Below are 22,186 nucleotides of genomic sequence, written 5' to 3'. Positions count from 1 at the left end.
TGAAAGCTGTCATTCTTCGTGACAGGAAGCCCGCAATATATCCTTTTTGACAGGAGTATGAAACGGTTCTTCATATTCTTTGTTCCCGGGTCCCCGGTCAGACGCACAATGTCATGCAGATATCCGCCTATTCAAAGGAGAGCTGGACCTTCATGGATTGGCTACGATCACCTGCGATTTCAAAGGCCGCGATGGCTTCCTCAAGCGGGTAGGTTCGGCTCAGAAGCGGCTTTACATCGACCCTCCGGCGGTTGATCATATCGACGGCAAGGCCAAACTCCTCATGGAAGCGGAATGAGCCGCGCATATCGATTTCTTTTGACACCACCAGATTTTGCGGAATGGAAACATCACCGCCAAGGCCGACCTGCACCAGAATGCCGCGGGGCCTGAGCACCTCAAGCCCGGACCGCATGGCACGCTCATTGCCCGACGCTTCAAACATCACGTCGAAATAGCCCTTATTGGCAGAATATGCCGCCAGTTGCTCGGCATTTTCAGCCACATTGATCGTCCGGTCGGCACCGATTTCGCGCACTTTCGCAAGAACCGGCTCCATCACATCGGTTGCCACGATTTCCCGCGCGCCATGGGCCCGGGCAGCAATGATGATCAACGCGCCGATTGGCCCGCACCCCGTGACCAGAACGCGCTTGTTCAGCAGCGATCCGGCACGCGCAACCGCATGAAGCGTCACCGCCAGGGGTTCAGCGAATGCCGCCTCGTTTATGGAAACATTGTCGGCCACCTTATGGCACTGCCAGCTTTCGGCCACCAGTCTCTGGCGAAACGCACCCTGAATATGCGGCATCGGCATTGCGCTGCCGTAAAAGCGCATATTCAGGCAATGGTTCTGCATGCCCTTGAGGCAATAATCGCAGGCACTGCACGGCCTGCTGGGCGATACCGCCACCCGGTCGCCAATTGCCAGACCGTTGACGGAGGCACCCAACGCCGTAATGGTTCCGGCCACTTCATGGCCGAGGATCATCGGTTCACGCACACGGATCGCGCCAATGCCGCCCTCATGATAATAATGCAGATCGGAGCCGCAAATGCCGCCCGCCTGAATGGCGACCTCCACCTGCCCCGGCCCGACGGCTTCGGTTTCCCGGTCCTCGATCCTGAGGTCTTTTGCGGCGTGGATAACGACAGTTTTCATAGCTTCCTCCGTGATCAAACTTGCATATGTTACCGATAACATTTAAGTCAAGGATAATCATCTGGATGCTGGCGGCAACTGCTGCGCCGCACCAAAAACGGGAGAGATTGATGACGTTTCCGCTTTTTGACCTGACGGGCAAACTTGCCCTGATTACCGGTTCCAGTCAGGGCATCGGGCTGGCGCTCGCACAAGGGCTGGCCGAGCATGGCGCAGCCGTGATCATCAATGGCCGCGATCCGAAAAAAGTCGATGCGGCAATGGCGATGCTCACACAAAAGGGCCACACGGCCTATGCCGCAAATTTCGATGTGACTGACGCGCAGGCCGCAAAGGCGGCGGTGGATGCAATCGAGCGGGAGCGCGGGGCCATCGATATTCTCATTAACAATGCCGGTATGCAGTTTCGCGCGCCGCTTGAAGATTTTCCGCAGGACAAATGGCAGCTTCTGCTCGAAACCAATATTTCAAGCGTCTTCTATGTGGGGCAAGCTGTTGCCCGTCATATGATCGCGCGCAAGCGCGGCAAGATCATCAATATTGCCTCGGTACAGAGCGAATTGGCGCGCCCCTCCATCGCGCCCTATACTGCAACCAAGGGCGCGGTGCGCAATCTCACGCGCGGCATGGCGACCGACTGGGCCAAATATGGGCTACAGGTCAATGCTATCGCGCCGGGTTATTTCAAGACCCCGCTCAATCAGGCGCTGGTGGATAATCCCGAATTCACCGGCTGGCTGGAAAAGCGCACCCCGGCGGGGCGCTGGGGCAATGTCGAAGAACTGGTTGGTGCAGCCGTTTATCTAAGCGGCGACGCCTCTTCTTTCGTCAATGGTCAGGTTCTGCATGTGGACGGCGGAATGACAGCCAGCGTATGACGCAAAAGGGGATTTTTGCCATGAGCAAGGCTCAAACAGTTGCAATGATCGGTGCCGGGATCATGGGAACCGCGATTGCAACGCGCCTGCTGGAAACCGGCAATATTGTCACGGTTTTCGATCTGGATAACAGCAAGGTTGATAATCTTGTTGCCAGAGGCGCACAGGCTGCAACGTCGCCAGCAGCAGCAACGGCACAAAGCAGCTTTGTCATTCTCAGCCTCAATCATGCCAATATCGTCCGCAGTGCAGTATTTGGAAAAGATGGCGTTGCGCAATCTGCCGATGCGGAAAAATTGCTGATCGACATGTCGTCGATCGATCCGGTCGATACGGCGCAGATGGCAGGGCAACTGGCGGCGGAGACCGGCATGAAATGGGTGGACTGCCCATTATCCGGTGGCGCACCGCGTGCGCTGTCGGGTGAACTGACCATCATGGCTGGTGGGGATCGGTCAGATTTTGACCGCGCTTATGCGGTGATGCAGCATCTTAGCGCCAATTATACGCTGATGGGGCCAAGCGGAGCCGGACAGACGACCAAGCTTATCAACCAGCTTTTCTGCGCGGTAACGTTTCAGGCCGTTGCCGAGGCGGTCAAGCTGGCCGAAGCGGGCGGCGTCGATCCGGCGGCAATCCCGCAGGCGCTGGCCGGAGGGCGCGCCGATAGCCGCATCATGCAGGAATTCATGGCAAAATTCGCCGCGCGCGATTACAGCCCGACCGGGCGCATCGATAATATGCTCAAAGATCTCGACTCGCTTCAAGCCTTTGCAATGAAAACGAAAACCCCGCTGCCGATGACCGGTCAGGTGGTGGAAATTCATCGGCTTCTTTGCGCTGCCGGATTGGGCGACAAGGATTCAGCAGAAATGATGCGGCTGCTCGATGGAATAGACGCCCGTTAAACCACGGGCGTCACCAGTTCCTTGCCGCTGAAATGCGCAGCCAGATTGGCCAGCACCAGATCCCCCATTGCTTTGCGCGTCTGATGGGTTGCACTGCCAATATGCGGCGTCAGTGTGACATTGGGCATGTCAAACAATTCAGCTGGAACGGTCGGCTCGTTTTCAAACACGTCCAGCCCCGCGCCGCCGATTTGCCCCGCTTTGAGAGCCTGGACCAGAGCGGTTTCATCAACCAGCGAGCCGCGTGCAATATTGATCAGCACGCCATTGGCGCCAAGTGCTGCAAGCACATCCGCATTGATGGCGTGGCGCGTTTCAGCGCTTGCTGCGGCAGCAATGACCAGCACATCGCAATTTTGCGCCAGTTCGAGCAGGCTTGGATAATAGCTATAGGCGACATCCTGTTTTGAGCGGCCCGTATAGCTGATCCGGGCGTCAAATCCCTCCAGCCGTCTGGCAATCGCCTTGCCGATGCGTCCGAGGCCAAAAATACCGTAGCGCCTGCCGGTTACGCGCGTGCCAAGACCGATTTCGGCCTTCGGCCACTCGCCCTTGCGTATATGTGCATCCGCTCTCGCAATATGGCGCGCCTGGGCGATAATCAGGCCGATAGCCGTATCGGCGACGTCCGCGGTCAATACATCGGGCGTATTGGAAACCTGATAGCCTCTGCTGCGTGCTTTGTGCAGATCCACCTTGTCAAAGCCCACGCCGTTGATGGCCACGATTTCCAGATGAGGCAGGCGATCCGCCAGATCGTTGGGAATGCCGATATGGCCTCCGGTAACGACGGCCTTGATCGCATCTGCATGAGCCTTCAACAAGCCGTCCTGATCTTCGGTTTCAAACCAGCGATGGACTTTATATTGCTCGTTGAGACTTGCTTCCAATGCCGGGGTCAGCGGGCAAAGCTGAAGTATTTCAATGGACATGCTGCTTCTCTATATGATTGTGATGCGGTCTATTTGACGTCCGATTTGACGAACTGGCGCAGTTCCGGCGTCTTTGGATTGGCAAAAAGCTCTGCGGACGGTCCTTCTTCCCAAATCTTCCCCTGATGCATGAAAATCGTCTGGGTTGCGACACGGCGTGCAAACGCCATTTCGTGGGTCACGAGGATCATGGTCATGCCTCCGCGCGCCAGTTCCTCCATCACATTGAGCACTTCTTCGGTCAGTTCCGGATCAAGCGCGGACGTCACTTCGTCAAACAGCATCACCTTGGGCTGCATTGCGAGCGATCTGGCAATAGCGACGCGCTGTTGCTGCCCGCCCGAAAGCTGATCGGCATAGGCATCGAATTTTTCCGAAAGCCCCACCATATGCAGCACTTCCTCCGCCTTTTTGCGCGCCTCCGATTTGGGCACATCCTTGACGATCTTGGGTGCGAGCATGATGTTTTCGCCAACGGTGAGATGCGGAAACAGGTTGTAGCTCTGAAAGACGATGCCGACATCCTTGCGCAATCTGCGCAATTGCGCGGGGTCGCTTGTCACCTTGTGACCCGCAATTTCAATCTCGCCGGAATTGATCTTTTCAAGACCGTTCAGGCAGCGCAACAATGTGCTTTTACCTGAGCCAGAACGGCCAATCAGCGCAAAGACTTCACCACGTTCCACGTTCAGCGATATGCCCTTGAGAACTTCGACATCGCCGAAGCTCTTATGGACGTTTTTGACGATGACTTCAGACATTGAGCCTCCTTTCCAGCCAGCGTGCGAGCAGCGAAAGCGGGTAACAAACCGCGAAATAGAGAATCGCCACCGCCACGAACACCCGGAACGGCTGGAACGTTGCATTATTGATGAGTGTGCCCGCGCGGGCCAATTCGACAAAGCCGATGATCGACGCAATCGAAGTATTCTTGACCACCTGCACGGCAAAGCCGACCGTGGATGGCAGCGAGATGCGGATTGCCTGCGGCAAGATCACATAGCGATATTGCTGGCCGCGCGTCATGGCGAGAGATTCTGACGCTTCCCATTGTGGCCTGGGCACCGACTGGATGCAGCCGCGCCAGATCTCCGCCAGATAGCCCGATGCGTAAACCGTCATCGATGCCCCGGCAGCCAGCAGCGGATGCAGGTCGAACCCGGCAAGGCTCAGGCCGTAATAAGACAGAAACAGGATCATCAGAACCGGAATGCCCTGAATAATCTGAATATAGGTTCCGGCGACCACGCGCAGCCACTTCATCGTCGAAACACGGGCCAGCGCTATGATGAAGCCGACAATGCCGCCGCCGATCAAGGTGATTACAGTCAGCAATACCGTCCATTGCAGGCCGGTGAGAAGGAACAGGAATTCGTCCGGTCCGAAGCTGCGAAAATTCATGCTGACGCCTCCGCAATTGCTACGACCGAGCGGCGGGCGACGCGGCGTCCGAACAGCCACAATCCGATCAGAGCGAGAACAGCCCGCAGGCACAATGCCAGCCCCAGATAGATCACGGTGGCGACAATGTAGACTTCAAACGAGCGATAGGTCTGCGATTCTATATAGGCGGCGGATGCGGCCAGCTCATTGGTTGAAATGACCGAACAGATACTGGATGCGAGCATCATCAGCACGAACTGGCTGCACAAGGCGGGGTAAACCTTTGCCAGTGCCGGCAGAATGATGACATGGCGATAGATTTGCAGCCGCGTGAAACCCAGAGCCTCTCCCGCCTCGATCTGGGATTTATGCACCGCCTCTATTCCTGAGCGAATGATTTCGGTCGAATAGGCAGTGAGATTGATGGTCATGCCGATCAGAGCTGCTGTTTCCGCTCCAACACGGAAGCCAATGACAGGCAGGCCGAAATAGATGATGAACAACTGCACCAGAAACGGTGTGTTGCGGATGATTTCAACATAGGCATTGATCAGGAAGCGGATGAAACCGCTTTTCATCGAGCGCAGGGAGGCAAACAGAATGCCGCCCGCACAGCCCAGGATAATGGACATGACGGAGAGTTTGATTGTCAGCCAAATGCCTGCCAGCAGCGCATCCTGATATTGCGCGATGACACCGAACTGAAAAGTGTAGGACAATTTCCGGCCTCCCGCTGAACGTCAGCGCTTGCGCGGACGAATTATGCAAGATGGATAAACCCGCCGGGGCCTCGCGGCACCGGCGGAAGTTCGATTAGAATGACGGCAGGTCGGGCATCGGACGTCCCGTCCACTTTACGGCGATTTCATCGAGATCACCCGAGATCTTCATGAGATAAATAGCCGTGTTCAGCCATTGACGCAGCTCGAAATCCTCAAGCTTGGTAGCCATGGAATTGCCCTGCTTGAAGAAGGTAAAACCGACCTTGAGACCCGCTTCCGGGCGCTGTTTGATGATGGCCTCACCAACAGTCGACGGCAAAGCGACCGCATCGACCTGACCCGCAATCAATGCCTGCGCACTGGTTGAATCGTCTTCATAGACCACGATCTCCAGATCCGGAACCGCTGCCTTGCGCAGAGCCGTTTCCTGCGTGGAGCCACGATTGACCGAGACGCGCTTGCCCGCCAGATCTTCCAGCTTTGCGAAATTCGCATCGGGACCGGAAATAATGTCCATATTAAAAGCATTGTAGGGCTGGGTGAACATTACCGTCTTGGCACGCTCACCGGTTGGCGAAAGGGTTGCAACCAGAAAGTCGACCTTGCCGGTCTGGAGCGCGGGAATACGTGCGGGCGGGGTCAGCGGAACCAGCTCAACCGGCAGATTGAGATAGGTACCGAGCAGATTGGCCACGTCGACATCATATCCGGTCGGATTGCCTTTTTCATCGACCATGCCCATCGGCGGAGCACCGGTCAGAACGCCGATTTTGACGGAACCGCGCTGGGTAATATCGTTGAGCGTGACCGCATGGGCGTCGGCCACGCCGAACATACCAGCTGCCGCCAGCCCCATGGCTACGGCAGTTGTACGAATTGCCTTCAGGATATGCATGACTCTCCTCCAGTTCTCCGCTTCCACACGATCCTCCTCGGGTGGAAGCGCGATAGCATCAATATCCGTTATCGTTCATCTTCTATAACATGTTTTCGATAACATCGCGATATGACATTCTTAAATTTTCAACAATCCCCGCTTATATCTTCGATCCCCATCGCCCTGTATACGCCTCATAGGCCCGTTTAACCGGGCTTTCCATGCCTGCCTGCAATTTTCCTCACAAACATGGTCGCTGAAGATATTGGAACCTATGTTTGTCGCTTGCAATAGTGCATGTTAGCGGTATCATTGCAACATAAAATAATATCGTGTCGAAGGACCGCTTATGCATACACGCTCAGCAATTTTTGAAGGCACAATCCATCCGGGACGCGAAGATGAGTTTTTTCGCATTGTGAAAGATCAGCTGCTTCCGGTGTGGAAGCGGATGCCGAATGCGCAAGCCGTTCGGGTGATGCGGGTGTTGAATACCGATCCCGGCTCCCCTCCCATCGCCATGGTGCAGGAGATCGATTATCCGTCGCTGGCGGCAGTGGAGGAAGCCCTTGCTTCGCCGGTGCGGCTGGAGGGCCGTGTTATCACCGACAAGATGATGGAAATGTTCGATGGCCGTTTTTATCATGTGGTTTATGAGCAGATTCCCACAGACGGACAATAAGCAGATCACGGCCGCATCAGAGCGCATCCCGAAAAGTGTGAAACGGTTTTCGGACAAGATGCGCACAAAACAAACAGTTAGGGCGCCGGCCTGATTCAATCAGATTGAAACACCAGATTGAAACGCGCTCCAACGATACGGACAGGAATCCATGATCGCTTCCCCTCCCAGAAAAGCGACAATGCGTGATGTTTCCCGCCTGGCGGGCGTATCGCAAATGACCGTATCGCGTGTTCTTGCCGAACCGGAGCGGGTGACGGAAACAACACGCAAGCGGGTGATGGAGGCAATTGAACAGTTGGGCTATGTGCCGGATCGGGTGGCCGGCAGCCTCTCCTCTCGACGCACCAATTTTGTCACGGCAATTCTGCCGACCCTGACCAACTCCAATTTTGCCGATACGGCGCAGGGGCTGGCGGAAGCATTGCGGCCAAAGGGCTATCAACTGCTTATCGGCTTTACGATGTACAAGCTGGCCGAAGAAGAGCGCATTATCCGCGCGATGCTGGAGCGGCGCCCCGATGCGATCGTGGTAGCGGGTACGGTTCATACGAAAGCAGCCACGGAGATGTTGCTTCGCGCAGCTATACCCATTGTCGAAATATGGGGCAAACCCGACAAGCCAATCGACCATTCAGTCGGATTTTCCAATTATGAAGTAGGACGCGCCGCCGCTCGCTATCTTTTGTCGCTCGGCCACCGACGCATCGGTGCACTTGGATCGAGGACGGATGCTGAAGCAATCGATTTGCGCGGCGAACGCAGGCTCGCCGGGTTTTCAGCCGCACTACGGGAAGCTGGGATCAGCGATGAACTGATTGTGCGCGAAGGAACTGCACCGGTTTCTCATGAGCACGGCGCGCGCACGATGTCCATATTGCTGGAGCGCGCGCCAGACGTGGAAGCTGTTTTCGCCGTATCGGATGTATCCGCCTTTGGCGCCCTCATGGAATGCCATCGCCGCGGCATCCACGTACCGGGCCAGCTTTCATTAATGGGCTTTGGGGACTTTGATATTGCAAGTCAATCGGTCCCCGCGATAACCACCATGGGGGTCGATGCTGCATCTATCGGGGTGCGGGCAGGCGAATTATTGCTCGATTTGTTTGATAAGATTGAAAAATCGTCGCTGTCTATCAGTCCCTCTTGCATCGATGTCGGCTTTAAGCTCGTAGAACGTCAGACGACAGCACCATGCCCTACAGGGACGGTTTAGCTACGCGGTGACAATCAGGAGTTCGTCCGCATATTTGATACTGTTGGCGAAGTCATGTTTGGACGGGAAGATCCATGAGTCTCGTGAACTGCGATGTCCTTGTTTTTGCGGGCGGATTGCCTGCGATCAAATGAGTGTCCGTCATCGAATGATTTAAACTGCTTTGGCGTGATGGTTCAAGCGCCGCTGTTTGATTATGTCGCCATAGCCCGTCTCCCAGGTGATCTGCTCGACGGCAAAAGTGCTGAATTGCAATATCTCGCAGGCTTTGCTGACCCGTAGCCGCTGCCCATATTCCGACGTCGTCATGCCAATTGCCTTGCGGAAACGGCACAGACGGATGCAAGAATGAAGCCGACGGCGTGGCGATCGCGCAACCAGGCGAGGTATGGCGCGGCAATCTCGACCATCGCCGGAGAATCGAGACTGGGCGGCAGGATCAGAACGTCGGGCCCGACCCCCCCATGGACGCACCGCTGTCGTAGAGGTTATAAGGACGCCTTTAATCTACGCAAAATTTCGCAACATAAGCACACGGACTGATCAAACTGACAATCTTGTGCATCAACGATTTTCAGCTCGTTGAAAGCCGGGAAACAATCTCCCCGACCGTTGATCAATAACTGTAACGGTTCCTTGTTCCGATCCCTTATTGCGGGTCCGACAGGGGCATGCGTGGCGTGAGCACTGATGCGGTATCAGTCTCGGTGGAATGCGTGAGGAAAGCTAAATGCGCCTCGTAGCGTTCCAGAATATCGTCAATCACCTGCTGTTTTGTAAGGCCCATCAAATCATAGCCACCCGATCCGGTCTGCGTAAATACTTCCAGCCGATAGTAGACATCAGTTTCGCGCGTCATGCGACCGCTGAACATCGGTACCGGTGCTTCTACGATTGCGACGTGGTAGTGGAAAGCGCGGAATTCTTCCATCGATATCCGAAGCAGCGGTTCCTCAACACCATATCCGTCAATGACCGTGCTCCGTTCGACGTCGTATCCCTGTTTGATAAACTCATTTGCCACCTCATCGAGAGCAGGCCGCACTGTTTCCTCCAGAAACTGCCTGACCTGGCGAAATGTTGGGAAGGAGAGCATCCGTTCAAGCCGCTGCGTCCACGACCGCTCCGGCAAATGTCCGCCGATCGGAGCGATGGACGGCCTTCTGAGTACGACCCCCTCACGCTCGGCGCGTTCCATCCGCAGTGCTTTATAGAAAGACGCCATGACCAGATAAGCAATAATTGTGACTGGCAGCGCAAAGATGAGTGTCGCGTATTCCATTGTGGTCACACCCCCGGCAAGGAGCATCGCGACGGTCAGAACCGCAGTTAACACCGCCCAGAAGATACGCAGCCATTTGGGTCCGTCATGTGATGGATTGGGGATCGAGGCTGAGAAGTTCGCCGTCACCATTGCGCCCGAATTTGCGCTTGTCAGGTAGAACAGCAATCCAGAAAGCGTTGCCAGACCGATAAGAAACGTTGCACCAGGGAACATTTCCAAAAGCGCATACCACCCACGTTCCGGGCTCTGGACTGCGAGTTCGGCAAAGGCTGTGTTGCCCTGAAGCACATGATGTAATGCCGAGTTGCCAAACAGCGAGACCATGATGAAATCGCACAGCACTGGCGCAGTGATCGCCGCAATCACAAATTCGCGGAGAGTACGTCCGCGTGAAATCCGGGCGAGAAAAACGCCAACAAACGGTCCCCATGCGAGCCAGAATGCCCAGAAAAACAGCGTCCATTTGCTCATCCAATCGGCACCGTCAGGTTCGTAAGCAAAGGTCTGCAGCATGCGCGCGGGAAGTGTCACAAAGAACCGGCCAATATTCTCTACAAGCGCATTCAAAAGGAAGGCGGTCTGTCCGGCTACTAGGATGTAGACCATCATCGCAGCGGCGCTCCAAAGGTTCAGTTCAGATATCCACCGGATTCCACGGTCTACGCCAGACGTCGTAGCGGCGATTGTCAGTATCACCGCCCCAATAACCAGTGCGATCTGCAGAGAAAGGCCTTGTTCAAAGCCGAAGAGCAACGAGAAACCGACATTCAGCAGTACAACGCCAATTCCCATGGATGTGGCGATACCGAACACCGTGCCGACCAGTGCAATAATGTTAATCACATCCCCAAAAGGCCCGCGTACACGTTTGCCGAATAGCGGGTAAAGCGCAGCGCGTATCGACAACGGCATACCCCAGCGGTAGGCGAAGTACCCCATGGCCATACCGAGAAGAGCATACATCGACCAGCCAGCGATGCCATAGTGGAACATTGTCCAGACAACCGCGTCCTGAAGCGCATCAGGCGTACTGCCGTCCCCAGATGGGGGATGAAGGTATTGTGCAACGGGTCCGGTAACGGAATAAAACAGCATATCGATTCCAACGCCCGCTGCAAACAGCATCGATACCCATGTTACGAGCTTGTATTGCGGCCTGGATTGGTCGGGACCAAGCCGGACATCGCCCGCTTTGGAAAGGGCGACCCACAGCACGAAACCGATCACGAACGTGACTGTTATAACGTAGTACCAGCCAAGATTTATGGCGATCCAGTCGACGGTCAGTTTCATTACGTCGCGCGCGTGAACAGGAACGAGACTGGTCCAGATGGAGAAGGCGAGGATCACCACCGACGAGGTCACGAGCACCCACCAGTTTATGCTGACCGTCTCGTGCTCAAGCAGATCTTCGGGTCCCTTGCTGAGATCGCTACGTGACACGGGGGTATCGTCATCGGACAAATGCTCGTTTCTGCGTGAAGTGCCGCCAAACTGGCTACGTTCAAGGCTCGGAAATGATTTCAGCTTCGCGCCAGATACCTGTTTGCTCGATTCAGCCGCTATAGACCGATCACCGTCAGATGGCTCTGCAGGCATATGACTACTCCCTCTAGAATCCAGAAATCTGGAAAGTGGCTATCTGAATCAAACGAAATTTTCAGATGTTCACAATGGTTTATCCCTGATTTTTGTCGATGGCTACAAAACGTTTGCAACATATCCCCTCCGTCTCATGCCTGATTATTTCCGACCTTGCGCCTTGAGAGCGTTTTGGGCTGCCGCGAAGACCTCGCGTGCGAAAGCCGTTCCTGCTACGTGCTACGTGCTCCGTGCCCTCGACTCCGGGGTCCATCCGGCACTTCTGCAAACCCGCAGAAATAGCAAAGCTGCTCTCCGGCTGATGCGCAAGCTACTCAAAGGCCAGGGCATCGCCCCACGGGTCATGGTCACCGACAAGCTGCGGTCCTACGCTGCAGCCAAGGCGGATCTGATGCCGGGTGTCGAGTATCGATCTCACAAGGGCATCAACAATCGAGCAGAGAATTCACATCTTCCCGTGCGACGACGGGAACGGCGTATGATGCGCTTCAAGTCGGCCTGGCAATGCCAGCGTTTCGTCTCGGTCCATGGCCAGATCGCCAATCTCTTCCTTCTTCACCTCAAACATCTCTTCGCCGCAGATCATCGAAAACTTCGCTCCCACGTTATCGCAACATGGCAAGACATCGCCATGTCGATCAGTGCATGAAAGACGGCCTGCGGAGAGAAGTGCGTCCGGTCCCAGATTAAGGCGGCGCAACGTGCCGGTTACGATAGCGTTCGGCACGCTTGAGTGTCGGCCCACAAAGAAGCCGAGTGATGGATCAGGCCCTTTGGCGGTCGCAGCATCGTTATGGCCTTTTCGAGAGCTTGAAGAGCCGGCCCGTCGGCGTAGACGGTCACTAACCGCCCAACCAACGGCACGACGAGCGAAGAGGTCGATAACGACAGGGGAACCCTGATCCTCTAACTCCCCGCCATATGAGGGCTGCGATAAGTTTCCTTCGTGAGAGACCAGGCCAACCATCCCTTCCAGGCAAAGTATCCCCACTCTGGCTGACGCCCATGACATGGCAAAGACGATATGCGGGGGAATTCCTTCTTTGCCTGATCGATGAAACGAAATCTCATCGACTTCCCTCCCTGATGAAAAAAGCCTTCGCCTTCTTCAGAATATCCCGCTTCTGGCGCAATATCTCATTCTCTCGACGGAGCTTTTTGAGTTCAGCAGCCGGGCACGCGCATCACACGGATTGTCACCGGGTTGTTACAACCGTTTCGTAGATTGTACGAAAATGTTCACTGTTGTAGGGAAATGCTTCATGAGAAAACTGTTACTCGCCCTTGCGATCTCGACTTCAATCGTCACGCCGGCCTTCGCGGAGTTCAAGCTCGATCAACGCTATCAGGATGCCGACGGCGACATGATAGCCGACATCCCGACTGATGCCGAGCAACAGATCGACCCGTCCACCCTGATTTTCGCATATACTCCGGTCGAGGATCCCGCGGTTTATGCCGAGGTATGGGCAGGGTTCCTCGATCACATGAAAGCAGTGACAGGCAAGGATGTGCAGTTCTTCCCCGTACAGTCCAACGCCGCCCAGATCGAGGCCATGCGCGCCGGCCGTCTTCATGTGGCGGGCTTCAACACGGGCGGCAATCCGCTGGCCGTTGCCTGTGCCGGGTTCCGTCCCTTCGCCATGATGGCCGCCAATGAAGGCGACGCCTATGGCTACGAAATGGAGATCATCACCTGGCCGGGCTCCGGTATCGAGAAGGTCGAAGACATCAAGGGCAAGAAGCTGGCCTTCACCTCCGAGACCTCCAATTCCGGCTTCAAGGCGCCGTCGGCGATCCTCGAATCCGAATTCAGCATGAAAGCCAATGTCGACTTCGAGCCGGTCTTTTCCGGCAAGCACGACAATTCGATCCTCGGCGTGGCGAACAAGGACTATGCTGCAGCCTCGATCGCCAATTCGGTGCTCAACCGCATGCTGGCCCGCGACGTGGTGAAGAAGGAGCAACTCGTCTCCATCTACACCTCCCAGACCTTCCCGACGACCGGCTACGGTGTCGTTTATAATCTGAAGCCGGAACTCCAGGAGAAGATCAAGGAAGCGTTCTTCACTTTCGACTGGACCGGCTCGAAGCTTCTGGAGGAGTTCCAGAGCTCGGAACCGCCGCAGGAGAAGTTCATCCCGATCTCCTTCAAGGAACACTGGTCGGTGATCCGCGCGATCGACGAGGCGACCGGCGTCTCCTACGATTGCCAGTAAGCCGCCATCATCCGAAACCTGGGAGCGGTCCGGCCATGCCGAGCCGCTCGAACTTTTGAGGTGGTCTCATGTTGCGGATCGAGAGACTGGCAAAGCGCTACAGGACCGGCGACCACGCGCTGAAGGGCGTGTCGTTCGAGATCGCGGGCGGGCAGGTCGTCGGGCTGATCGGACCCTCGGGCGCAGGCAAGTCCACACTCATTCGTTGCGTCAATCGCTTGGTCGAGCCCACTTCGGGCCGCGTCGCGCTCAACGATCGTGACATCACCGCAGCTGGTGGCGGCGAGTTGCGGCGCGTGCGCCGACGCATCGGCATGATCTTCCAGGAATATGCACTGGTCGAGCGGCTCTCGGTCATGGAGAACGTGCTGTCGGGCCGGCTTGGCTATGTCCCGTTCTGGCGCTCCTTCTTTCGGCGCTTCCCGCAGAACGACGTCGACAAGGCCTTCATCCTGCTGGAGCGCGTCGGACTTGCGGACCACGCCGACAAGCGGGCGGATGCGCTTTCGGGTGGACAACGCCAGCGCGTGGGCATTGCGCGTGCGCTTGAGCAGGACCCTGAGCTGCTGCTGGTTGACGAGCCGACTGCCTCGCTAGACCCGAAAACATCGCGGCAGATCATGCGGCTCATTCTGGAAATCTGCCGCGAGCGCGACCTGCCGGCCATCATCAACATTCACGACGTCGCGCTGGCAAAACTGTTCGTCGATCGGATCGTCGGGCTGCGTGCCGGTGAGGTCGTGTTCGACGACGTACCGGGCGCGCTCGACGACGCAGCGCTCACCCTCATCTACGGCGAGGAGGACTGGAAGGCCGGCGCTTTCTCCGAGGATGAGGCGGAAGACGCCGAACCGACGCCCGCACCGATACCATCACACCAGCCGTTGGCGGGGTGGGCCTGATGGCTACCGTCGCCTCGCGGCGCTGGAAGCGGTCGCCTATGCTCATAGCCGACCCGAGGCTGCGTTGGGCCGTCTATGCTGGCGCGCTGCTCTATCTGGCGCTGGCCATCTCCAGCGTGGAGGTGAACTGGACCCGCATCTACGAGGGGCTGGAGCGCGGCCTTCGCTTCGTGCAGGGCTTCCTCGCGCCCGACTTCATCACGCGCAGCCGCGACATCTGGCAGGGCATGGTCGAAAGCCTCACAATGACGCTGACCTCCACGGTCGCGGGCGTGATCCTATCGATCCCGATCGGCGTCGGAGCCGCGCGCAACATCGCGCCACTACCGGTCTATGCCGCCTGCCGCGCCATCGTCGCGGTGTCGCGTTCCTTCCAGGAGATCATCGTCGCGATCCTGTTCGTGGCCATGTTCGGCTTCGGGCCGTTCGCAGGCTTTCTCACGCTCACTTTCGCAACGATCGGCTTCATGGCCAAGCTGCTGGCGGAGGAGATCGAGGACATCGACCGCTCGCAGGCTGAAGCCATTCGCGCCACCGGCGCCGGCTGGTGGCAGGTGCTCAATTACGGCATCCAGCCGCAGGTCATGCCGCGTCTGATCGGTTTGAGCATCTATCGCCTGGACATCAATTTCCGCGAGAGCGCGGTTATCGGCATCGTCGGCGCGGGTGGAATAGGTGCGACACTCAACACGGCGATGGACCGTTACGAATACGACACCGCCGGCGCAGTTCTCATCCTGATCATCGTCATCGTGATGCTGGCTGAATATGCTTCCAGCCAAATCCGCAGGCAGGTGCAGTGATGCCGGTGCAGAAGATCGACGCACGTCCCGTCTGGCGACGCCGCACAACCGTCCGGCAATGGGCTATCTGGGCCGGCTGGCTTGCGCTCGCCATTGCCGCCGTCTGGTGCTGGCAGGTGATGAACCGCAACACTATGTGGGTGTTCGTGGAGGACGCGCCGCAGCAGGCGGCGGACTTGCTGAGCCGCGCGTGGCCGCCGCGCTGGTCCTATCTCGACCGGCTATGGGCGCCGCTCTGGGACACGCTCAACATCGCGACGCTGGGCACGCTGCTGGGTATCGTCATTGCCGTACCCGTGGCCTTCCTCGCAGCGAGCAATACCACGCCAAGCAAGCTGCTGTTGCGGCCACTGGCGCTTTTCATCATCGTCGCGTCCCGCTCCATCAATTCGCTGATCTGGGCGCTGCTGCTGGTGGCCATCATCGGGCCGGGCCTGCTGGCCGGAATTATCGCGATCGCGCTACGCTCGATTGGCTTCATCGGCAAGCTGCTCTATGAGGCGATCGAAGAAGTGGACGCGGCGCAGGTGGAGGCCGTGCGGGCCACGGGCGCTTCCGGCATGCAGGTGATGGATTACGCCATCGTGCCGCAGGTTCTGCCGGCCTTCGCCGGCATCTCCGTCTTCCGCTGGGACATCAACATCCGCGAGTCGACCATCCTCGGGCTTGTCGGGGCCGGAGGCATCGGCGTGCAACTCGAATCGTCGCTGGCGCGCCTCGCCTGGTCGGAGATCGCGGTGATCTTCGCCGTCATCCTGGTCACGGTCGTGTTTTCCGAGTGGGTTTCCGGACGAGTCCGGCAGGCGATCATCTGAACAGTTCCGGCTAACAGGAAGCTGAAAAACAGCGTCAGCAGCAAATCGAAAAAGCGCGCGAAAGAGTGGGCAGCGTTGAAGTTGCGGCCCATAAATTGGTATATTTCCCAAATTATATGCTTGCTACCCTTCCCGGATTGTTTACGGGATAGGAATATTTAAATGCTCAGGGAATTATTAATGGTAGCTTTATTTATTTATGGCTTTTCAGGCCAGGCATTTGCTTCGGGAGATATGGCTTCTTGCAATTATCGTTGCGTTGCCCAATGTGTTAATGCAGTTGATATTCAAAGTTGCTTAAATACCTGCATGGCCCAATGTCGTGCTACATGTAAACAATGCCATCCGGGGGGAAAGGGAATATCAGCACCACTCATCGAACGGCGGGACATTAGAATTTTCAAAATACGCTCTGCAGCACCACAATGTCCTCGCGATCAAAGCCCCATGATACGATCAGCCGATGGTATCAAGAATATTGGAGACGTTTATCGCGAATTTCAATGGTATGCTGCACATTAGGCAATAAGTATGGTTTAAAATAAATATCGACATTCGTTCCTTTTAATTACTTATGAATTTTTTATTACTTATGATTGTTTCCGTGAGGGTCGCTCGTTTTGAGGATTAACTGTTCAGAAAATCGACCATTTTCACGCTTAGAGCGCCTCATTGCTTGGCGCTATCTCACCTCAAAACGCAGCGGCACTGCTTTGTCAGTTATCGCAGTATTTTCATTCCTAGGTGTTTGTTTAGGGGTTGCTACACTCGTGATCGTAATGGCCGTGATGAATGGCTTTCGGGAAGACATTACGTCAAGACTTCTTGGAATAAGTGGCCACGTTTTCGTGGAATCCAAACAATCCCAATTAATCGATAACTACACAACCAAAGCCAAAGCCATAACTGATCTTCCCGGCGTACAATCTGCCATACCTTATGTATACGGAACGGTTCTCGCTCAAAGCGGTCAGATAAGCACGGGTGGTATTCTGAAGGGTATTTCCGCTGAAGATATTCGTAAAATTGAAGCACTCTCGAATGCGCTGCCCAAAAGTGACGATACCCGTTTCGCAGATGGCGATGTAGCACTTATTGGAAGTAGCCTTGCAATGGGGCTTGGGATTACAGTTGGTGATAATATAAGCATACTGACTGCTCCGGAAGGCTTTTGGAAAGACGTCTTTACACCAAGTATCAAAAGTTTCACCGTTGCTGCCATTCTCTCCAGTGGAAACAATGACGAAGCTGCAAACTCACTTTATGTTGATATTTCTTCTGCTCAAAAATTAAAGGGCATTGGAAGAAAAGCCGATTTAATTGAGGTGTACCTAGAAGATCAAAAAGAAACCGCCAGCATTAAACCACTTTTGCAAGACGCAATTGGTAACGATATGACAATTATCGATTGGAAAGAGCGTAATAAGATTCTGTTCTCTGCATTATCGATTGAAAGAAATGTCATGTTTATAATTCTTTCTCTTATAATTGTTGTAGCTGCACTTAACATTATCTCTGGGATGATAATGCTAGTGAAGTCGAAGACGCAAAATATTGCCATATTGAAAACTATGGGGCTAAGCAGATCCGCAGTTCTGCGAGTCTTTATGATGACTGGTTCGCTGATTGGAATTGTTGGTACACTGATAGGCGCTGCAATAGGCGTAGCCGTTTGCTTGAATATACAGTTTATCGGAGCTTTTATAAGTTATCTGCTTCAAACATCAGGATCCGCCGCGGAGTCAAATTTTTTTGCGGGCCTAGCCGCCAGAATGGATCCTGTTGAGACAGCTTTAATTATCGTCTTTTCACTTCTTGTGTCCCTGCTAGCACCAATTTTTCCCGCCGCACGGGCAGCAAGCCTCGATCCGGTGAAAGGTCTCCGATCCTAACCTACATATTGGCACGAATATAGCGGCGAATGGCATGAGTGATGCAGTAGCGAAGATATTGGCGGCTCCCGCTTCGAGGTTTCTTCGTCGTTCTGTCGCCCGCGTAATGCGGTGACAGGACGTGGTTTTCAGGATCGTTGAACGGCAGATAGTCGACCGTCAGCAGCAGCAGAGTGAGCGTCCCTTGCAATTTCCTTGAGGTGTGGGTTTCAGTAATCCACGGACAGTCTTTTCAGTGATGTGCGGACACTGAATTCAGTAATTTGCGGACGGCGATCTCATTAAACCGCGGACAGTTTGGGGGCGTTTTTGCAGGTGCCGATTGAGAGAAGTGGTTCGGTTTGCCTGGACAGTTTCGGGCGTTTCGTTAAGTGGATTTCCGCCTCGATTATGCCGCCACCATCATTGGCGTCAGCGCGTTGAAGTAAGCCTGATCCGGTGTCTGCCGGTCAAGCGATGAATGTGGGCGTCGGCTATTGTAAAAGGTCAGATATCAGCTGATGCCAGCGCGCCTCGGGCACCGTCTTGTAAGCATGCAGATAAACCTCCTCGTATTTGATCGACCGCCATAGCCGCTCAACGAAGACCTTGTCGCGCCAAGCGCCCTTGCCATCCATCGAGATGGCGATTTCCGCTTTCTTTAGCACGGCAGTGAAGTCCATCGAGGTGAACTGCGAGCCCTGTCGGTGTTGAAGATGTCTGGCTTGCCATACCGGGCCAGTGCCTCCTCGACTGCTTCAATGCAGAAGTCCGCCTCCATCGTAATCGACAACCGCCAAGACAGAACCCGGCGACTGAACCAGTCCACGACGGCGCAGAGATAGACAAACCCACGCGCCATGGGGATGTAGGTCAAGTCCATGGCCCAGACCTGATTGGGCCTGATGACCGCCAGCTTGCGCAGGAGATAGGGATAAATTTTGTGTCCAGGTGCGGGCTTCGACGTGTTGGGTCGGCGGTAGATCGCCTCGATGCCTATCTTCTTCATCAGCGTGGCGACATGCACTCGCCCAACTTCAAGCCCTTCTCCCTTCAAAAGCCCCTGCAACATCCGACTTCCCACGAATGGATATTCCAGATGCAGTTCATCAATCCGGCGCATCAGTGCCAGATCGCCATCCGATACCGGGCGCGGAGAATAATAGACGCTACTGCGGCTGAACCCGAGAAGCCGGGCCTGCCTTGCAACCGACAGCTTGTGCGTGCGGTCGATCATTTCTTTCCACTCAGCAATCCCGCCTTGCCGAGCGCTCCGGCTATCGTAGCGGGGACCGTGGCCCCAGTGGGGCCGCGTAAGCCCCAAGCGAAGCATCATTCTCCAGAGTTAGCTCGCCGATCTTGGCGTGAAGCGTTTTGACGTCGACGGTAGGCCCCGCTGGCTCCGCCTTGGTCTCGTCACCGAAAACGCCGGTCGCGCCCTCAAGGAGCTGGTCTTTCCATTGCTTGATCTGGTTCGCGTGCACGTCGAATTGCTGGGATAACTCCACAAGCGTCTGCTCACCTTTGATTGCAGCGAGCGCAACTTTTGCCTTGAAAGCCGGGCTATGGTTCCGGCGTGGTCGTCTCGTCACGGTATCTCCTGTTCCCGGCATCAAAGCCAAAATCAGGCAGAAATTCCACTTATCCCCACTGTTCAGATTCTCCAAGCCACCTCTATAGTGCTAACGCTGACGGCAATGCGACGGAAAACATTCTTCAGCTGTGGAGCGCACCGTCTCTGCCTGCGGAGGCTCTGGTTGCGGAGCCTGCGAAGCGGGAGCGGGGGGGGGCCCGATATTAAGATGCTAAATCGCAGTTGATAGTAATGAAAATATCAATTACTATAATGGCAAATTCAGTAAACGGGAGAATTGCTATGACTTCTCTGGCAGTAACGATGAAAGGTCAGGTCACACTGAAGCGGGATTTGCTGCAACACCTCGGCATCAAGCCGGGAGAGCGGATGGAAGTTGACAAGCTGCCGGGTGGCGAACTTCGGATAAAGGCGGCGCGGGCAACCGGTACGATTGATAGTTTCATCGGTCGGCATGCAGGCAAGGTCAAAAATCCGATGACGATTGAGGAAATGAATGAGATAGTCGCCGCAGGCTGGGCTGGCGAAGAATGAAGATTTCTGTCGATACTAACGTGCTGGCTCGCGCTGTTTTGCAGGACGATGCCGAGCAAGGCCGTGCTGCGAGTAAGCTTCTGAAAAAAGCGTCACTTATTGCGGTTTCATTACCCTGCCTTTGTGCGCTTGTATGGATACTGCGCCGGGGCGCGAAGCTGCCAAAAGAAGATGTTGCCTTAACGCTCCGCGACCTGCTGGATGCCGGGAATGTCGTGATGAACCGCCCCGCTGTTGAGGCCGGGCTTGCCATCCTTGAGGCTGGTGGCTACTTTGTAGATGGCGTTATAGCCTATGAGGGCGCCTGGCTAGGCGGCGAGACTTTTGTGTCTTTCGATAAACAGGCGGTGGATTTGCTGATACAGCAAGGGCAGAAGGCTCAACTTCTTCCCGGGAGCTAGTTGAGCCGTTCGGACAATCCGAGCCGCAATTGCCGCCCTAATTCCTTGCTGGAGATCAGCGCACCATCCTCTCGTAATTGCGCATTGCGCTGTCTGGCCCACACCGATTGCCATATGGTATCTGCGGATATCCGCATCGCTGCGTCGTGATGCGGCGATGCATTGAACTCCTGTATTTTCTTCATCACGTTGTTTTATGCTTCCCTGTCCCCAATCTCACCCCATCAGTTCACAGTTTATCTGGGCCTTTTTAAAGAGAAGACATTAGCCGTTTCACCACTGCTCAGCTAACGGCGTTTGTCTCTTTGCGTTGTAATACCCCTAGCTGTTCGGTTGCGGAACGTCATTGGGATGAGGTAGGTTGGGCTATTGCTGAAAATGCGTGGCGTTTCGAAACCATGATCAATGAGGCCCTGTGATGATGCAAATCCATCCTCAAGCGCGAACGACCCCTGCAGTGCGAGCAGAAATTGCCCGATCAACGGAGCCGACAGGCGTCGTCGCCAGACGCTAGGGCACGTGATCTATGGATCAATCGCCGAAAGCCTTTCTTCAACAAACACACGCCTGTCAAAACGCACCGGATGGTCTGCCAGAGGCAGCTGTTTTGCCGCCTATGCTCCATTCGGTCACTGGAAAACCCAGGCACTTATTGCTGGTCTGCGATGCCATGGCCTGATCGCGCCATGGATCGAAACACAGCTTGTGCCGACACGCTCGCCCGGCGACATCGTCATCCTCGACAATGTCGGCTTCCATAAAAGCGAAAGAGCAGAGTTGTTGGTCAAAGCGAAAGGCGCATGGCTTCTCTTCCTGCCGCCTTATTCGCCAGACCTCAACCCCATCGAAATGGCATTCTCAAAACTCAAGGCGCTTCTGCGAAAGCGAGCCGCACACAGCTTCGATACCATCACGCAAGCCATCGGTGGCATCATCAGCCTATTCTCCGTCGATGAATGCAAAAACTTCTTCAAAGCCGCAGGGTATGAGGTCGAATAGATGCCACACGCTTTAAACAACATAGCTGCAGCTTGGGTCTGTTCACTTTTTACAGCACAAACCGCATCGTAGGACGCAAAACTGCCTCGCAGATCGTTTCCGCATCATTCTTCTGATGCTTCACAAATGGCTTCACATAAGCTGGCGGGATCAATCGAACTGTATGCCCCAGAGCGCCAATCTCTCGGCCCCAATGATGACTGCTGGAACACGCTTCCATCGCCACCATGCAAACAGGCTGTTTGGCGGAGAATGGCAGCAATTGCTCTCGTCGTAATTTCTTGCGCAACAGAACTCGTCCGTCACTGTCACTTCCGTGGACCTGAAATACATTCTTCGCCAGATCCAAACCAACTGTAGTAATCTCTTCCATGGCCGCATCCTCCTCAATGGTGCTAAAC

Annotated in this window: 21 protein-coding genes and 4 pseudogenes; 13 read left to right on the top strand and 12 right to left on the bottom strand. The window is 55.3% G+C overall.

All coding sequences use genetic code 11. The features are described 5' to 3' along the window. Positions 1 to 127 precede the first annotated feature (127 nt). On the bottom strand, positions 128 to 1,162 hold the full coding sequence (locus DKP76_RS12500; protein WP_109707108.1) for an L-idonate 5-dehydrogenase: 1,035 nt from the start codon (positions 1,160 to 1,162) through the stop codon (positions 128 to 130). Positions 1,163 to 1,272: 110 nt separating this feature from the next. Between DKP76_RS12500 and DKP76_RS12495 the strand changes: the two genes are divergently transcribed. Beyond that, positions 1,273 to 2,040, top strand: coding sequence for an SDR family oxidoreductase (locus tag DKP76_RS12495; RefSeq protein ID WP_109707106.1), 768 nt, complete (start codon positions 1,273 to 1,275; stop codon positions 2,038 to 2,040). Positions 2,041 to 2,060: 20 nt separating this feature from the next. Next, positions 2,061 to 2,948: an NAD(P)-dependent oxidoreductase gene (locus DKP76_RS12490; protein WP_109707224.1), complete on the top strand. Its 888-nt coding sequence runs from the start codon at positions 2,061 to 2,063 to the stop codon at positions 2,946 to 2,948. On the opposite strand, the gene DKP76_RS12485 is transcribed toward DKP76_RS12490, so the two are convergent. The 5 genes from DKP76_RS12485 to DKP76_RS12465 form a co-directional block, all read right to left on the bottom strand. Continuing rightward, on the bottom strand, positions 2,945 to 3,880 hold the full coding sequence (locus tag DKP76_RS12485; RefSeq protein ID WP_109707104.1) for a 2-hydroxyacid dehydrogenase: 936 nt from the start codon (positions 3,878 to 3,880) through the stop codon (positions 2,945 to 2,947). The genes DKP76_RS12490 and DKP76_RS12485 overlap by 4 nt on opposite strands. 29 nt (positions 3,881 to 3,909) lie before the next feature. After that, positions 3,910 to 4,641 carry an amino acid ABC transporter ATP-binding protein gene (locus DKP76_RS12480; RefSeq protein ID WP_109707102.1) on the bottom strand — a complete coding sequence of 244 codons (732 nt, stop codon included), beginning with the start codon at positions 4,639 to 4,641 and terminating at the stop codon, positions 3,910 to 3,912. Next, a complete protein-coding gene (locus DKP76_RS12475) occupies positions 4,634 to 5,281 on the bottom strand; it encodes an amino acid ABC transporter permease (RefSeq protein ID WP_109707100.1) in 648 nt (215 codons plus the stop codon). Before DKP76_RS12475 ends, DKP76_RS12480 begins: the two co-directional genes overlap by 8 nt. Further along, positions 5,278 to 5,982, bottom strand: a complete 705-nt coding sequence (locus DKP76_RS12470) for an amino acid ABC transporter permease (protein WP_109707098.1) — start codon at positions 5,980 to 5,982, stop codon at positions 5,278 to 5,280. Before DKP76_RS12470 ends, DKP76_RS12475 begins: the two co-directional genes overlap by 4 nt. Positions 5,983 to 6,076: 94 nt before the next feature. Further along, a complete protein-coding gene (locus DKP76_RS12465) occupies positions 6,077 to 6,880 on the bottom strand; it encodes a transporter substrate-binding domain-containing protein (protein ID WP_109707097.1) in 804 nt (267 codons plus the stop codon). Between the two features lie 331 nt (positions 6,881 to 7,211). Between DKP76_RS12465 and DKP76_RS12460 the strand changes: the two genes are divergently transcribed. Together DKP76_RS12460 and DKP76_RS12455 are read left to right on the top strand one after the other, a co-directional pair. Continuing rightward, positions 7,212 to 7,544 (top strand): EthD domain-containing protein, encoded by a 333-nt coding sequence (locus DKP76_RS12460; RefSeq protein WP_109707095.1) that lies wholly within the window; start codon positions 7,212 to 7,214, stop codon positions 7,542 to 7,544. Between the two features lie 181 nt (positions 7,545 to 7,725). Beyond that, entirely contained in the window at positions 7,726 to 8,760 is a 1,035-nt protein-coding gene (locus DKP76_RS12455) for a LacI family DNA-binding transcriptional regulator (protein ID WP_109707094.1), read from the top strand. 153 nt (positions 8,761 to 8,913) lie between these two features. Here DKP76_RS12455 and DKP76_RS19220 read toward each other — a convergent pair whose 3' ends face one another. Beyond that, positions 8,914 to 9,069: a hypothetical protein gene (locus DKP76_RS19220; protein ID WP_158279443.1), complete on the bottom strand. Its 156-nt coding sequence runs from the start codon at positions 9,067 to 9,069 to the stop codon at positions 8,914 to 8,916. Between the two features lie 340 nt (positions 9,070 to 9,409). Next, positions 9,410 to 11,644: a choline BCCT transporter BetT gene (gene betT, locus DKP76_RS12450; protein WP_109707092.1), complete on the bottom strand. Its 2,235-nt coding sequence runs from the start codon at positions 11,642 to 11,644 to the stop codon at positions 9,410 to 9,412. 223 nt (positions 11,645 to 11,867) lie between these two features. Between betT and DKP76_RS12445 the strand changes: the two are divergent. Then, positions 11,868 to 12,296 (top strand): annotated as a pseudogene (locus DKP76_RS12445) (DDE-type integrase/transposase/recombinase); the annotation flags it as partial. Positions 12,297 to 12,400: 104 nt separating this feature from the next. Here DKP76_RS12445 and DKP76_RS19845 read toward each other — a convergent pair. Beyond that, a pseudogene (locus DKP76_RS19845) lies at positions 12,401 to 12,819 on the bottom strand (transposase family protein); the annotation flags it as partial. 90 nt (positions 12,820 to 12,909) lie between these two features. Between DKP76_RS19845 and phnD the strand changes: the two are divergent. The 5 genes from phnD (at position 12,910) to DKP76_RS12415 (ending at position 18,278) form a co-directional block, all read left to right on the top strand. Next, complete coding sequence (gene phnD, locus DKP76_RS12435; protein ID WP_109707090.1) at positions 12,910 to 13,866, top strand: phosphate/phosphite/phosphonate ABC transporter substrate-binding protein; 957 nt, start codon at positions 12,910 to 12,912, stop codon at positions 13,864 to 13,866. Positions 13,867 to 13,934: 68 nt separating this feature from the next. Further along, complete coding sequence (gene phnC, locus DKP76_RS12430; RefSeq protein ID WP_109707088.1) at positions 13,935 to 14,768, top strand: phosphonate ABC transporter ATP-binding protein; 834 nt, start codon at positions 13,935 to 13,937, stop codon at positions 14,766 to 14,768. Beyond that, on the top strand, positions 14,768 to 15,571 hold the full coding sequence (gene phnE / locus DKP76_RS12425; protein ID WP_109707086.1) for a phosphonate ABC transporter, permease protein PhnE: 804 nt from the start codon (positions 14,768 to 14,770) through the stop codon (positions 15,569 to 15,571). The genes phnC and phnE (DKP76_RS12425) overlap by 1 nt, the downstream gene beginning before the upstream one ends. Beyond that, on the top strand, positions 15,571 to 16,386 hold the full coding sequence (phnE, locus tag DKP76_RS12420) for a phosphonate ABC transporter, permease protein PhnE (RefSeq protein ID WP_109707085.1): 816 nt from the start codon (positions 15,571 to 15,573) through the stop codon (positions 16,384 to 16,386). Before phnE (DKP76_RS12425) ends, phnE (DKP76_RS12420) begins: the two co-directional genes overlap by 1 nt. 620 nt (positions 16,387 to 17,006) lie before the next feature. Continuing rightward, positions 17,007 to 18,278, top strand: a complete 1,272-nt coding sequence (locus DKP76_RS12415; RefSeq protein ID WP_109707084.1) for an ABC transporter permease — start codon at positions 17,007 to 17,009, stop codon at positions 18,276 to 18,278. Positions 18,279 to 18,666: 388 nt separating this feature from the next. On the opposite strand, the pseudogene DKP76_RS12400 reads toward DKP76_RS12415, so the two are convergent. Next, positions 18,667 to 19,870, bottom strand: a pseudogene (locus tag DKP76_RS12400) (IS3 family transposase). A gap of 263 nt (positions 19,871 to 20,133) precedes the next feature. Here DKP76_RS12400 and DKP76_RS12395 point away from each other — a divergent pair. Together DKP76_RS12395 and DKP76_RS12390 are read left to right on the top strand one after the other, a co-directional pair. Next, positions 20,134 to 20,385: an AbrB/MazE/SpoVT family DNA-binding domain-containing protein gene (locus DKP76_RS12395; protein WP_109707080.1), complete on the top strand. Its 252-nt coding sequence runs from the start codon at positions 20,134 to 20,136 to the stop codon at positions 20,383 to 20,385. Then, the gene (locus DKP76_RS12390; RefSeq protein ID WP_109707078.1) at positions 20,382 to 20,786 is read left to right on the top strand and encodes a type II toxin-antitoxin system VapC family toxin; all 405 of its coding nucleotides are present in this window, start codon (positions 20,382 to 20,384) and stop codon (positions 20,784 to 20,786) included. Before DKP76_RS12395 ends, DKP76_RS12390 begins: the two co-directional genes overlap by 4 nt. On the opposite strand, the gene DKP76_RS12385 is transcribed toward DKP76_RS12390, so the two are convergent. Then, positions 20,783 to 20,974, bottom strand: coding sequence for a hypothetical protein (locus DKP76_RS12385; RefSeq protein ID WP_146198931.1), 192 nt, complete (start codon positions 20,972 to 20,974; stop codon positions 20,783 to 20,785). The genes DKP76_RS12390 and DKP76_RS12385 overlap by 4 nt on opposite strands. Before the next feature lie 331 nt (positions 20,975 to 21,305). On the opposite strand from DKP76_RS12385, the gene DKP76_RS12380 reads away from it, so the two are divergent. Then, the gene (locus DKP76_RS12380; RefSeq protein WP_245410222.1) at positions 21,306 to 21,785 is read left to right on the top strand and encodes a transposase; all 480 of its coding nucleotides are present in this window, start codon (positions 21,306 to 21,308) and stop codon (positions 21,783 to 21,785) included. A gap of 11 nt (positions 21,786 to 21,796) precedes the next feature. On the opposite strand, the pseudogene DKP76_RS12375 reads toward DKP76_RS12380, so the two are convergent. Beyond that, positions 21,797 to 22,158 (bottom strand): annotated as a pseudogene (locus DKP76_RS12375) (IS110 family transposase); the annotation flags it as partial. Positions 22,159 to 22,186: the final 28 nt, after the last annotated feature.

Origin of the sequence: Falsochrobactrum shanghaiense (genome assembly GCF_003149535.1) — a bacterium.
Taxonomy (GTDB): domain Bacteria; phylum Pseudomonadota; class Alphaproteobacteria; order Rhizobiales; family Rhizobiaceae; genus Brucella; species Brucella shanghaiense.
This window is presented reverse-complemented; position numbering and strand designations above follow the sequence as displayed.